The organism is Actinosynnema sp. NPDC020468 (genome assembly GCF_040642015.1).
Taxonomy (GTDB): Bacteria; Actinomycetota; Actinomycetes; order Mycobacteriales; family Pseudonocardiaceae; genus Actinosynnema.
Genome location: NZ_JBFAEO010000002.1, coordinates 26,862 through 40,392, shown reverse-complemented (window position 1 = coordinate 40,392; position 13,531 = coordinate 26,862). Strand labels below are relative to the sequence as shown.

The following is a 13,531-nucleotide window of genomic DNA, read 5'->3' as shown; positions in this document are numbered from 1 at the left end:
CCCCGACCACGGAGCGGTCGGGGCACTCGGCGGAACCGGGTCCTAGTGCGGTGCCTTCGCGGCGACCTTGGCGCCGGCCGGGTCGGCGGCGGCGAGGGCGCCGCGTGCGGCCAGCTGGCACACGTCCAGGCTGGTTTCGGCCAGCTTCGCGCCCACGCCGGCCAGCGCGGCGTGGTTCATCGACAGGCTGGTGACGCCGAGGCCGGTCAGCACGGAGGCCAGCAGCGGGTCGGCCGCGGCCTCGCCGCAGACGCCGACGGGCTTGCCCAGTTCGGTGCCCGCCTCGCCGACGAGCTTGATCAGCCGCAGCAGCGCGGGCTGCCACGGGTCGTTCAGCGCGGCGACGGCGCCCACCTGGCGGTCGGCCGCGAAGACGTACTGGGCCAGGTCGTTCGTGCCCAGGGACACGAAGTCGACCACGGCCAGGATCTCGCGGGCGGACAGCGCGGCGGCCGGGATCTCGACCATCACGCCGGCCCGGTCCAGGCCCGCGGCACGCGCCCGGTCCACGAACCACGCGGCCTCGGCGGCGGTGGCGACCATCGGCGCCATCACCGACACCTCGGCACCGGAGTCCTCCGCGGCCAGGGCGATGGCCTCCAGCTGGCGCTCCAGCACCTCGGGCCGGTCGAACGCCACGCGCAGGCCGCGCACGCCCAGCGCCGGGTTGGGCTCGGGGTCCGGGTCGAGGAACGGCAGCGGCTTGTCGGCGCCGGCGTCCAGGGTGCGCACCACGACGGGCTTGCCCGCGAACGGCGCGAGCACGGCCGCGTAGGCCTTGCGCTGCTCCTCGACGGACGGCTCCTCGGAGGCGGACAGGAAGCAGAACTCGGTGCGGAACAGGCCGACGCCCTCGGCTCCGGCCGCGGCGGCGGCAGCGGCGTCGGCGGGCGAGCCCACGTTGCCGAGCACCTTCACCCGGTGGCCGTCGCGCAGCACGCCGACGCCGTTCCACTCGACCTTGCCGGCGGCGCTCGCGGCGCGGACCGTGCCGTCGGACGGCGCGACCTCGCCGGTGTCGCCGTCGACGGCCAGGGAGGTCGCCTCCAGGGCGAGGATCCCGCGACAGGCGACCACGGCCGGGATGCCGAGCGACCGGGCCAGGATCGCGGTGTGCGAGGTGGGCCCGCCCTCCTCGGTGACCAGCGCGAGCACCTTGGCCGGGTCGAGGCCCGCGGTGTCGGCAGGCGCGAGGTCGCGGGCGACCAGGACGCTGGGCGACTCCAGGTCGGGCACGCCGGGCGCGGCGACGCCGAGCAGTTCGGCCACCACGCGGTCGCGCACGTCGCGGACGTCGCGGGCGCGCTCGGCCATGTAGCCGCCGGCGGCCTCGAGCGCGGTGATGAACCCGGCCGCGGCCTGGTGCACGGCGCGCGCGGCGGGCAGCTTCTCGCCGGTCACGAGCCCGGCGGCCTGCGAGAGCAGGGCGGGGTCGGACGCCATCGCGGCGGTGGTCTCCAGCACGGCCTTCGCGTCGCCGGACACCGTGGCGGCACGGGCGAACAGGCGTTCGGCGACCGCGGCGGCCGCCGGTTCGATCCGGGCGGCCTCGTGATCGAGGTCGGCGGGAACGGGGGTGGACGGCGGTTCGCCCAGTGGTTCCGCCACCCTGACCACGGGGCCGGAGGCCCGCCCCGAACTGACACCGACACCGCTCAGCCGCGCGCTCGACATGGTCTAGACCATACCTTCCCCGTGGAGGTGAGGAGAACAGCCAAACCCACTCGGCGCGAGCCCGCTAGCCGTGCGCCGCGCGGTCGACCGCGGCCCGGTCCGGGTAGGACGGCTGCGCGCCCCGTGCCGTCACCGACAGGGCGGCCACCCGCACCGCGAACCGCGCCGCCGCCACCGGGTCCGCGCCGCCCGCCAACCCGACCGCGAGCGCACCGGTGAACGCGTCGCCCGCGCCGGTCGTGTCGACCACCTCGACCGCGGGCGCGGCGACCCTTCGGCCGTCCACTTCGGCACCGCGCGCGCCGAGCGTCACGATCGTGGCGCGCGCGCCGGTCGGGCCCAGCAGGGCGGCCTCGTGCTCGTTGACCACCACCGGGTCCAGCAGCGCGACCACGTCGTCCGGCAGCGCCACGACGGGGGACAGGTTCAACACCGGCCGCACCCCGTTGCGCGCGGCGAGGCGCACCGCGTGCGCCACCACGTCGACCGGCACCTCCAGCGAGCACACCAGCACGTCGACGCCCGCCCAGTCCACACCGTCCACATCGGACGGTTCCAGCGCCGCGTTGGCGCCGGGCGCGACGACGATCGAGTTCTCCCCGTCCGGGGTCACCGCGATGTGGGCCAGGCCGGTCGGCCGGTCCACCGTGCGCAGCAGCCCGAGGTCGACGCCGGCGGCGGCCAGCGACCCGCGCAGCAGCCGCCCGAACGCGTCGTCGCCGACCGCGCCGAGCAACCGCACGTCCGCGCCCAGCCTGGCCGCCGCGACCGCCGTGTTCGCGCCCTTGCCGCCGGGCAGCACCGCCGTGTCGCCGCCCAGCACGGTCTCGCCGGGCCCCGGTCGACGCGGCACGGACACGACGAGGTCGGCGTTCGCGGACCCGAGCACGAGGATTCCCACGGACCCACCCTGCCGGCGACGTGACCACTTCGTCATGCGGCTTGAGTAGAGGTACGGATTCACCTGATCACTCGAACGGGCGACCCTGACACCATGACTGGACAGGACCCGCTCATACGGCTCTCGGAAGAACTGGGCGTGCTCGGACGGCGCCTCGCGATGGTCGGCGTCGAACTGCGCGACTACCGCCTCCGCACCGAGGCGGCCGAGGCGGCGGAACCGACCGGGGCGCCGAAGCCCGCGCCCGGCCGGCCGGTACCGCCCGTCCCGCCCGTCCCGCCGGTCCTGCCGGTCCCGCCGGTCCTGCCCACGATCCCGCCCCAGCCCGCGCAGGTCGACCGGAGCCTCCCGCCGGCACCGACCCTCGCCGCACCGCCGCCGCCTCCCACCTGGACGCCCCAGCCGCTCCCGGTGGCCCTCCCGCCCCGGGAAAGCCTGTGGGAGCGCCTCGGCCGCGACGGCGTCGGCAGCAAGGTGCTGGCCTGGGTCGGCGGCGCCGTCACGCTGCTCGGCGTCGTGCTGCTGCTCGTCCTCGCCGTCCAGCGCGGCTACCTCGGTCCGCTGCCCCGGGTCCTCGGCGGCGCGGGCCTCGGGCTCGTGCTGGTGCTCATCGGCCTCCGCCTGCACCGCGCCGAGACCGCGCGCACCGGCGCGTTCGCCCTCGCCGCCACCGGCATCGCGGTGCTGTACCTGGACGTCGTGGCCGCCACCACGATCTACGCCTACCTGCCCGCGTTCGGCGGCCTCGCGGCCGGTCTGGTGATCGCGGGCGGCGGCCTGTGGCTCGGCGCGCGCTGGGACTCGTCGGTGCTCGCGATCGGCGTCGTCGCCGCGTGCGCGGTGTGCGCACCGGTGCTGACCAAGGGGTTCACCGCCGAGCTGGTCGGCTTCCTGCTGGTGCTGAAGGCCGCCGCGAGCCCGGTGCACCTGCGCCGGGACTGGCCGTGGCTGGGTGTCGCGGCGGGCGTGCCGCCGCTGCTCGCGATCGTGCTCGCCCTCGGCGACCGCGCGACCGACCCGATCGCCCTGGCCGCGATCGCGCTGGTCGCGGCCCTGGTCGGGGTGGTGTTCGCGGTGCTGACCATCCGGATCCGCCCCGAGGACGGCACGGCGCTCGCGCTGGCGGTCGCCTCGCCGATGCCCGCCCTGCTGACCACCGCGCTGCTGGCGCGGGAGCACGCCGCCGTCGTGGCCGGGTTCGTCGCCGTGCTGATGCTGGTGGTGTGGGCGGCGGGCAGGCGCACGCTGCCCCGCGCGTTCACCGCCGGTGTGGGCGGTGTCGGCGCGTTCGCGCTGCTCCAGACCACCGCGACGATCTTCGACGGCAGCACGCGCGCCGCCGTGGTGCTGGCCGAGGCGCTGGTGCTGGCCCTGCTCGCCGGGCAGCTCCGGTCGCGCGGTCCGCTGCTCGCGTCGGGCGTGTTCGGCGGGTTGGGCCTGCTGCTGACGTTCGGCCAGGCCCTGCCGCCCGCGCTGCTGCTCCTGGAACCGCTGCGGGTGCTGCGCCAGGCCGACCTGGTGACGGGTCTGCTGACCGCGGTCGTGCTCACGGCGTTCGCGATCGCGCTGCCGTGGGTGGCGAACCGGCTGGGCGTGCTCGGCGGCAACCCCGTGCCGTGGATCGCGGCGGGTGTGGTCGCGCTGTACGGCGCGGCGGGCGTGGTGCTGTGCTCCGCCCTGCTCGTGTCACCGACCGTCACCGGATTCGTCTTCGGTCACACGATCGTCACCGTGTCGTGGACGCTGATCGCCCTGGTGCTGCTGGTAAAGGGCGTCGACGTGCGCGTTCTGCGGGTTTCCGGGTTGGTGCTGGTCGGCGCGGCGGTGGCCAAACTGCTGCTGTTCGACCTCGCCGCGCTCGACGGGTTCGCCCGGGTGCTCGCCTTCATGGGTGCGGGGCTCATCCTCCTCACGGCGGGCACCCGTTACGCCAAGTTGGTGGCAACGCGGAGAATTTCGGCGAATTCGTAGCTCTCTGGATCCAAAACGCCTCCCTTTGCGTCAACCTGGTGGTAGTCCTACCAAGTCGGGGTACGACCACCGGTGCACCGCACCGGGAGGAGTCCGGCGTCGGTCGTTTCGCCCCCCGAGCGACCGGCGCCGGACGCACACCCCGCTAGACGGGCGCCGGCACCTTCTCGTCCTCCACCGGCGACTCCTCGTGGATCGCCATCCGCTGCTGGATCCGCTTGAGCGGACCGGGCGCCCACCAGGCCGCGTCGCCCAGCAGCTTCATCACGGCGGGCACCAGCAGCATCCGCACCACGGTCGCGTCCAGCGCGAGCGCTAGGATCATGCCGACGCCGACGAACCGCATCATCGTGATCTGCGAGAAGGCGAACGCGCCGGTCACCACGATCAGCAGCAGCGCCGCCGCGGTGATCACCCGGCCGGTCTTGGCCAACCCGGTCGTCACCGCCTCGACGCTGGAGGCGCCCCGACCGCGCGCCTCGACCATGCGGGACAACAGGAACACCTCGTAGTCGGTGGACAGCCCGAACACCATGGCCGCCATCAGCACGACGATCCCGGACTCCAGCGGCGAGGGCGTGACGCCGAGCCACGACGCCAGGTGCCCCTCCTGGAACACCCACACCAGCACGCCGAACGTGGCGGACAGGCTCAGCGCGCTCATCACGACCGCCTTGATCGGCAGCACCAGCGACCCGAACGCGAGGAACATCAGCACGAACGTGGCGCCGACGAGCAGCAGCACCATCCACGGCAGCCGCGAGGAGATCGCGTCCAGGCTGTCGGACACCATCGCCGTGCTGCCGCCCACGAGCACCTCGGAGCCCGGCCCCTTGAGCGCCCGGACGTCCTTGAGCGCCTGCTTCGACTTGTCGCTCAACGGTTCCTGGTCGAGGCTCGCGGCGAGCAACCAGGTGCCGTTCTTCGGCTCGGCGCCGATCCTGGCCTCGCCGACTCCGTCCACCGCGCCGACCTCGGTCGCGAACGCCTGCACGGCGGCGGCCGACGGGTCGCCGGTGACGACGATCTTGAAGCCGTTGTTGGCCAAACCCTTGAAGTCCGAGTTGATGGTCTCGGCCGCGACCCGCACCGAGTTGCCCGCGGGCAGCACCTTCTCGGTGACCTCGCCGAACTTCACGTTCAGGAACGGCGCGCCCATGGCCAGCAGCACCACCACGATCGGCAGCGCGAACAGCAGCGGGCGCTTCATCACGGCGGCGGCGACCGAGCGCCAGCCGCGCTCGGACGGGTTCTTCTTGCGCCACGGCACGGCCAGCTTGTCCACCCGGTGGCCGAGGACGGCGAGCAGCGCGGGCAGCAGCGTGAGCGAGACGACGGCGGCGATCGCGACCGCGGACATGCCGCCGTAGCTCAGCGACTTGAGGAAGCCGTGCGGGAACAGCAGGAGGCCGGCGAGCGCGATCACCAGCAGCGTCGCGGAGAACACGACGGTGCGGCCGGCGGAGGCGACCGTGCGGCGGACCGCGTCCTCGGTGCTGCGGCCGGCGGCCAGTTCCTCGCGGAAGCGGCCGACCATGAACAGGCCGTAGTCGATCGCCATGCCCAGACCCAGCAGGCTGGCCACGTTGACCGCGAACGAGTTCACGTCCAGGCCGAGCGAGATCAGGTGCAGCACGCCGAGCGAGCCCATGATCGCGAGACCGCCGACGAGCACCGGCAGCGCCGCGGCGACCAGCCCGCCGAAGATGATCACGAGCAGGATCAGCACGATCGGCAGCGACACCGCCTCGGCCTTGGTGAGGTCGGAGGAGGAGAGCGCGTTGATCTCCGTCTGGGTCGGCACCAGGCCGCCGACCACCGAGTCGACGCCGTCCAGCGCGAGCTTCGGCTCGATCTCCTCGTACTGCTTGATCTGCGCGTTGGAGTTGTCGCCGCGCAGGGTGATGACGGCGAGGGACTTGCCCGCGGCCGGCTGGGGGATCAGCTGCGACTGGAGCACGGCATCACTCGGCAGGTCCTTGAGCCGCTGCCCGATTTCGGCGGACCTGGCGGGATCGACCGTGTTGTACACCACCAGGACGTCACCGCCCTGGCGGCCGAAGGCGTCCTGCGCGACCTGGTTGGCGCGCGCCGCCTCGCTGCCGGGCGCGTCGTAACCGCCCTGGCTGAGGCGGTCGAACACGCCCAGGCCCCAGACACCCCCGGTCACGGCCAGCACCACCGTCGCGATCAACACCACCCATCGGCGGCGGTATGCCAGTGATCCCCACGTCGCGAACACCGCGACCTCCCTCGATCAGGTGAGCTACCGTTGCGTAAATGGCGTGAACTCGGTAAACACCGTTCACTGAGGCCGAAGCTACGCGCGGTGAACACCGTTTACAACCCGATGGGGTGACATATGACCGAGGCCACGCGACGAGAACGACTCCGGGCGGAAACCGAACGCGACATCCGGCGTACCGCGCGTGCCCTGTTGGTGGAGCGCGGGGCGGACGCGGTGACGCTCCGTGCGATCGCCCGGGCGGTCGGCATCACGGCGCCCGCGCTGTACCGGTACTACGACTCGCGCGAGGACCTGCTGGCCAGGCTGTGCGACGACATCTGCGGCGACCTCGACCGCGCGCTGTCGGCCGAGCTGGACGCGCAGGCCTCCGACGACGTGCCGGCCCAGGTCTTCGCCGTCGGCAGGCGGTTCCGGAAGTGGGCGCTCGCGCACCCCAGCGAGTTCGCGCTGGTGTTCGCCTCGACCGACGGCAGGGTGAAGGAGGAGGGCGACCAGTTCGGCAAGATCTTCCTGCAACTGGCCGCCGGCCTGGTCGCCGCGCACCCGTTCCCGAAACCGGTGCCCGAGGACGTGCCGGAGAGCCTCGAGGCCGACCTGCGCGCGTTCCAGCACGTCATGATCGAGACGGTCCGCGAGCGCGGCGTGGAGATCGACGAGGACGTGCTGCACCTGGGCGCGATCTACCACATCCTCCAGAGCTGGGTCCGCCTGTACGGCCACGTCGCCCTGGAGGTCTTCGGCCGCTTCCCGTTCGTGGTCTCGAACCCGGAGGCCATGTTCGACCGGATGCTGGGTCAGATGCTCGGCGAGCTGAGCCTGACCCACCGCCCCGACCGGCCGTAGCACCGGTCGGCGACGCCGGGGGCACCTCCGGCGCCCCCGGCCTCCACCCGGACCCCGACTAGCGCGGGGTGGTCCCGGTGGCGAGTTCGTGCTTGAGCAGGTCGCTCAACGTGAACGTGCCGGTGGGCTGGTCGTTCTGCCCGAGCAGGTACAGCCGCTTCACCGCGACGAGGATGCCCTCGGCCACCACGTCCCGGAACGACGGGTTGGCCAGCCGCTGCCGGTCGCCCGCGTTCGTCAGGTACCCGACCTCGACCCGGACCGCCGTGCACCGCGTCATCCGCAGCATGTCCCACGACTTCGGGTGCGTGCCGCAGTCGGTCAACCCGGTCCGCGCCACGATCTCGCGCTGGATGAACCCGGCCAGCGCCTCGCCGACCGTGGACGACGTCCCGTTGCCGGTGCCGAAGTGGAAGCTCGCCACGCCCGACGCCAGCGCCGAGCGGTTGGCGTCGGAGTGCAGCGACAGGATCAGGTCCGCGCCCGCCTCGTTCGCGAACCGGGCCCGCTCGCCCTCGTCCGGGCAGTGGTTCGGCCCGCGGGTGAGCAGCGCCTCCATGCCCGTCGCGGCCATCTTGCCCTCGAGCTTGCGCGCGAGGTCCAGCATCACGTCGGCCTCGGACACGCCGTCGACCACCACGCCGCGGTCGGCGCCGCCGTGACCGGGGTCGATGATGATCCGCTTGCCGCTCAGCCGCGGCCCGGCCCGGCGCACGCGCTCCTGCTCGCGCAGGAACACCGGCCGCCCGCCGCGCACCTTGGGCTGCAACTGCCGCAGCGCGCGCACCGTGTTCGGCCCGCACATGCCGTCGACCATGAGCCCGTAATCGCGCTGGAAACTGCGCAACGCCTGCTCGGTCTGGTGACCGAACTCGCCGTTCGCGCGCCCGGCGTCGTACCCGAGTTCCAGCAACCGCTCCTGCAAGGCCGACACGTCGTCACCGGTGACCGGCTGGGACATGAGGAACGCCAGCGGCCGGTCGCCCAGGTTGAACGTCGCGTCGCGCAGGGCGCGGTACGTGGCCGGTCCGACCAGACCGTCGGTGATGAGACCTCGCTGCTGCTGGAACGTGCGCACTGCGTGCTCGACCGGGAGGTCGAACACCTGCGACGGCTGCGGGTCGGACAGCAGTCCGAGCCTGGTCAGCGTTGCCCTGACCTCGGCGACGTCCGGCCCGAAATCACCGCGGCGGAGTAGCAGCATGCACCCCTCGCTCACTTGTGCGCCGACACCCGTCGACGCGGTAGACGCTGGACTGACCGACCTATTGTGCCTTGCTCATCCGACTGCCCCACGCAGGGCTACAGCCCGTGGTTACCCGCCACAAAAGCGTGAACCCGTCCGCCTTATACAAAGACGGACGGGTCACTCTAAGGGTTGCACCCGGGTTTGCGCCTCAGAGCACGTCGGCCAGGTCGTTGAGCAGCGCGGCCTTCGGCTTGGCGCCCACGATCTGCTTCACCGGGCGGCCGCCCTGGAACAGGATCATGGTCGGGATCGACATGATCTGGTAGTCGCGCGCCACGTTCGGGTTGGCGTCGATGTCGAGCTTCGCGACGGTGATCTTGTCGGCGTGCTCGGCGGCGATCTCCTCCAGCACCGGCGCGACCATCTTGCACGGGCCGCACCACGTCGCCCAGAAGTCGACCAGAACCGCCTTCTCGCTGGTCAGCACGTCGTCGGCGAAGGACTTGTCGGTCACGACCACGGTCGAGCCTGCCATGTTGATCTCCTCTTGGTACGAAAACTCAGCTGGTGGTGACGGGCTCGCCGTAGCCGCCGCCGACGTGCTCGGCGGCGACGTCGGCCTCCGGGACGCCGTGCTCGGACAGCCAGCGCTCCGCGTCGATCGCGGCCGAACACCCGGACCCGGCCGCGGTGATGGCCTGCCGGTAGGTGTGGTCGACCAGGTCGCCCGCCGCGAACACGCCGTCCAGGTTCGTGTAGGTCGACCGGCCGACGACCTGGACGTAACCCTCGTCGTCCACGTCGACCTGCCCCCGCACGAGCGCGCTGCGCGGGTCGTGCCCGATCGCCAGGAAGAAGCCGGTGAACGGCTGCTCGCCGACCTCGCCCGTCCGGGTGTCGCGCACCTTGACGCCGGACACCGCGCCGTCGGTGCCGACGACCTCGACCGCCTCGGCGTTGAGCAGCCACTTGATCTTCTCGTTGGCGCGGGCGCGCTCGAGCATGATCTTCGACGCGCGGAACTCCTCGCGCCGGTGGATGATCGTCACCGACCGGGCGAACTTGGTCAGGAACGTCGCCTCCTCCATGGCCGAGTCACCGCCGCCGATCACGGCGATGTCCTGGTCGCGGAAGAAGAAGCCGTCGCAGGTGGCGCACGCCGACACGCCGCGGCCGAGCAGCTCCTGCTCACCGGGGATGTCGAGGTAGCGCGCCGCCGCGCCCATGGCCAGCACGACCGCGCGGGCCGCGTAGCGCTGCCCGTTGGCCGTCACGTACTTGACCTCACCGGTCAGGTCGACGCTCTCCACGTCCTCCGCGCGCAGCTCGGCGCCGAAGCGCTTGGCCTGCTCGCGCATCTGCTCCATGAGGTCGGGACCCATGATGCCCTCGCGGAAGCCGGGGTAGTTCTCGACTTCGGTCGTGGTCATCAGGGCACCGCCGTACTGCGAGCCCTCGAACACGAGCGGTTCGAGTTGCGCGCGGGCGGCGTAGACCGCGGCCGTGTACCCGGCGGGCCCCGATCCGACGACGATCAGGTTCCGAACGTCCGACACCCTCGACCTCCGTAAGTCGTGACAGGCTTTGTCGGCCTGCACTGTGCTCAACGGATCGTAGGGCGCGACCATTCCGCGCCGGCGGGGTGAGGTGGGCTACGTGCTAGCCGATCACGCTGGTGGCGAGCACGCCGTTCGGGTTGTCCGGACCGCACGTGTCGGGATCGAGCACCACGAGCTTGAACTTCCCGGCCTGGCCGGTCGGCAGCACGGCCATCACCGCAGCCTTGCCGGACAGCGTGATGGGACTGACCCCGAGCGGCTTGGCGCTGGTGATGTTCGCGCCGGCCAGGCACCCGGCCAGCGTCTCCTGGTTCTCCAGCGGCCCGTAGTTCTGCGCCTTCAGCACGTCGCCGAGCACCGCGCCGAGGTCACCGGGAGCGACTTCGGGAATCTTCACCGCGCTGCCACCCGACGGCTGGGGCGACGAGTCGGCGGGCGCGGTGGAGGGCGTCGCGGCGGGCGGAGCGGCCACGTCACCGACCGGCGACCCACCCTTGGGGAGCGCGACCACGACCACGCCGACGGCCACCGCGGCCGCGGCGAGCAATCCGGCGCCCCACCCGAGCCGCTTGCGCCGACGCGCCGCGGCGAGGTCCACGACGACCCCGGCCCCACCGCGCGCCTCGGCCGCCAGCGCGGCGTCGATACGGGCGGCGACGGCCGCGGGCATGGGCACGTCGGGCAGGTTCCTCAGGTCATCGAGCGTCGCGTCGAGTGCGGCGAGTATCTCCAGAGCCTCGGGATCGTTCTCCACGATAGGCCGTAGCTCTGCCTCGGTCCGCGCGTCCAACGCGCCCGCGTGCAGGTCTGCCAGCAGGTCGACGGACCACGGCGGCCCGGAGCGCCGCACATTGCCGGTCATCGTTCCTCCAACTGACGTCCCTGTTGCACCTGCACATCGCTCCCTGGGACGTTCGCTTCTGCACTCCGGTTCCGGAGGTGCCCGAGAACTTTGGCGAGTTTGGCCCTCCCGCGGGCACACCGCGACTTGACCGTGCCCTCCGCAATCCCCAACAACTGGGCCGTTTCCGCGACCGAGTACCCCTCCACGTCCACCAGCACGATGGGCGCCCGCTGCTCCTCGGGAAGCTCGTTGAGCGCGGCCAACACCACCAACCGGGTCTCCCGCTCCGCCATCGCGTCCCGCGGCGCGGCGGGCTCCCCGGGCCCGGCCTCGGGCAACGGCACGGTGGGTCGGGTCTGCCGCCGCCTCATCCGATCGAGGCAGGCGTTCACCACTATTCGGTGAAGCCAGGTGGTGACCTGACTCTCCGCCCGGAAACTGGCCGCCGCCCGGAACGCCGAGATGAAGGCCTCCTGGAGCGCGTCGGCAGCCTCCTCGGGGTCCCGGAGCGTCCGGAGGGCAACCGCCCACATCCGATCCCGGTGCCGTCTGACCAGCTCGGAAAAGGCGTGCGGGTCACCCGCGGCGTGCGCCGCGATGAGGTCTGCGTCCGAGCTGGCTGCGGCGGTCACGCAAAGAGCCTATCGGCCCTGACCACCACCGGAACGTTCACCCTTTGGCCGTACCACCGGCGCAACCGTCGTGCCGACCGGGCCTTCACCCCGGAGGGCGCCGACCGTCCGGCGAGGACGCCCCCGGATCCCCGAACCCGAGCACCCGCTACTGAGCCCGGGTGTAGATCAACTCACCGACCTCGGTCTTGTTGTTCTTGCCGCCGCCGGCCAACTTGGTGATCCACACCAGCACGTGCTGCGAGGGCTCCATGTTGCTCAGCTGGATCTGGGTCTGCCCGGCGGCCAACGTGGCCGTGGCCAGCACCTTGGTCTCCTGGATCCCCACATCGCCCCCACCCGCGGACCGGATCTCCACCACGGTCCCCTCGGACGGCGACACCACCGTCACCGAGGCCAACTTCACCGGCTCCGCGAACCCGGCCATCAACCCGAGCCCCGGCTTCAACGCCGGGAACGGCTGGAAGTAGTTGTCCGTCTGCCACACCGTCGTCGGGTTGTTGTCCACGGCCCGATTGGCCCGGTTGGCGTTGTCCGGCTGCCCCGTCACGTCGTACACCTCGAGCGACGCGGGCTGCACGGGCCCGGCGGGCACCGGCGCCGCCGCCACCGACGAGGCCGAGGGGTCGGCGGACTGCCCGATCACCACCGTCGGCCCGCCACCGCCCTTGGTGTCGTCGCTGAAGAAGCTCACGATCTGCACCCCGAGCCACACCACCACGGCCAGCGTCGCCAACGCCAGCACCCCGACGCTGATCAACAACTTCCGCCGGTGCTCCTTGCCGCGCTCCGGCCGCGAGGTCGTCCACACCACGCCGTCGTCCGGCTCGTCCACCACCGGCTTCAGCAACGCGGTCTTCGCCTCGGAGGCGGTGATCTGGTCCAGCACCTGGAGGATCGCCGCGGACGTCCGGATCGCGCCGACCGACGTGTCGTCCAGGCTCCGCACCGCCACCGACGACAACTCGTGCGGCACGTACGGCCGCAACGACGACGGCGGCACGACCGCGCCGTCCGGCCCGGTGGGCGCGACCGGCACCCCGTCCGGACCGCCGGGCAACGGCCACCGCCCGGTCAGCAGCAGGTAGAGGACCGCGCCGAGCCCTTTGACGTCGTCCCGCGCGATGGCGTCCGGCCGCGGCCCCGGGAACGCGAGCCGCAACCGCCCGTCCGACGACACCCGGATCCGCTGCGGGTGGTCGGCGCCGAGCACCAGCCCGGCGTGGTGCGCGCCCTCGATCGCCGCGCCCAGCGGCGCCAGCAGCCGGGCCGCCGCGCCGGCCGGCAACGGCCCCTCGCCGAGCACGTCCATCAGGTCCGTGCCCTGGGTCCACTCGGCGACGACGATGCCGAGGATGCCCTCGTCCCACTTGATCCCGGACCCGGGCGTGAGCACGTCGATCACCCGCGCCACACCGGGGTGTGTGAACGACGACGAGTGCATGGCCCGCTCGGCGGTCCGCTTCGCGCGGGCCAGGGCGGCGTGGTCGCCGACGTTCCCGACCAGCACGGTCAACGCGACGTCCCGGTTGAGCTGCCCGTCCCGCGCGCGCCACAACTCGGCGTCGCAGCGGGAGTCCACGCCCGACCGGGCGAGCAGCCGGTACCGGCCGTCGCCGATCACCCCGCCGGGCGTCAGCGAGGTGTGCTGGAGGGGGCCGCTGCTCACA

General features: G+C 72.5%; 11 protein-coding genes. 2 read left to right on the top strand and 9 right to left on the bottom strand.

The window, feature by feature from the left end:
• Positions 1-42: 42 nt before the first annotated feature.
• Complete coding sequence (ptsP, locus tag AB0G50_RS02355; protein WP_360101353.1) at positions 43-1,674, bottom strand: phosphoenolpyruvate--protein phosphotransferase; 1,632 nt, start codon at positions 1,672-1,674, stop codon at positions 43-45.
• Positions 1,675-1,738: 64 nt separating this feature from the next.
• The gene (locus AB0G50_RS02350) at positions 1,739-2,569 is read right to left on the bottom strand and encodes a ribokinase (protein WP_360101825.1); all 831 of its coding nucleotides are present in this window, start codon (positions 2,567-2,569) and stop codon (positions 1,739-1,741) included.
• Between the two features lie 99 nt (positions 2,570-2,668).
• On the opposite strand from AB0G50_RS02350, the gene AB0G50_RS02345 reads away from it, so the two are divergent.
• The gene (locus AB0G50_RS02345; protein WP_360101351.1) at positions 2,669-4,546 is read left to right on the top strand and encodes a DUF2339 domain-containing protein; all 1,878 of its coding nucleotides are present in this window, start codon (positions 2,669-2,671) and stop codon (positions 4,544-4,546) included.
• Positions 4,547-4,691: 145 nt separating this feature from the next.
• Here the strand turns inward: AB0G50_RS02345 and AB0G50_RS02340 are convergent, their stop codons facing one another.
• On the bottom strand, positions 4,692-6,743 hold the full coding sequence (locus AB0G50_RS02340; protein WP_360101349.1) for an MMPL family transporter: 2,052 nt from the start codon (positions 6,741-6,743) through the stop codon (positions 4,692-4,694).
• Between the two features lie 165 nt (positions 6,744-6,908).
• Between AB0G50_RS02340 and AB0G50_RS02335 the strand changes: the two genes are divergently transcribed.
• Complete coding sequence (locus AB0G50_RS02335; RefSeq protein WP_360101347.1) at positions 6,909-7,637, top strand: TetR/AcrR family transcriptional regulator; 729 nt, start codon at positions 6,909-6,911, stop codon at positions 7,635-7,637.
• A gap of 58 nt (positions 7,638-7,695) precedes the next feature.
• Here the strand turns inward: AB0G50_RS02335 and AB0G50_RS02330 are convergent, their stop codons facing one another.
• From AB0G50_RS02330 to AB0G50_RS02305, 6 genes are all read right to left on the bottom strand, one after another.
• A complete protein-coding gene (locus tag AB0G50_RS02330) occupies positions 7,696-8,841 on the bottom strand; it encodes an N-acetylmuramoyl-L-alanine amidase (protein ID WP_360101345.1) in 1,146 nt (381 codons plus the stop codon).
• Between the two features lie 193 nt (positions 8,842-9,034).
• Positions 9,035-9,361 (bottom strand): thioredoxin, encoded by a 327-nt coding sequence (trxA, locus tag AB0G50_RS02325; protein ID WP_360101343.1) that lies wholly within the window; start codon positions 9,359-9,361, stop codon positions 9,035-9,037.
• A 25-nt stretch (positions 9,362-9,386) separates the two neighbouring features.
• Positions 9,387-10,382: a thioredoxin-disulfide reductase gene (gene trxB, locus AB0G50_RS02320; RefSeq protein ID WP_360101341.1), complete on the bottom strand. Its 996-nt coding sequence runs from the start codon at positions 10,380-10,382 to the stop codon at positions 9,387-9,389.
• Positions 10,383-10,485: 103 nt separating this feature from the next.
• Positions 10,486-11,247: a hypothetical protein gene (locus tag AB0G50_RS02315; RefSeq protein WP_360101339.1), complete on the bottom strand. Its 762-nt coding sequence runs from the start codon at positions 11,245-11,247 to the stop codon at positions 10,486-10,488.
• Positions 11,244-11,861, bottom strand: coding sequence for an RNA polymerase sigma factor SigM (gene sigM / locus AB0G50_RS02310; protein ID WP_360101337.1), 618 nt, complete (start codon positions 11,859-11,861; stop codon positions 11,244-11,246). Before sigM ends, AB0G50_RS02315 begins: the two co-directional genes overlap by 4 nt.
• A 148-nt stretch (positions 11,862-12,009) precedes the next feature.
• A complete protein-coding gene (locus tag AB0G50_RS02305; protein ID WP_360101335.1) occupies positions 12,010-13,530 on the bottom strand; it encodes a protein kinase family protein in 1,521 nt (506 codons plus the stop codon).
• Position 13,531: the final 1 nt, after the last annotated feature.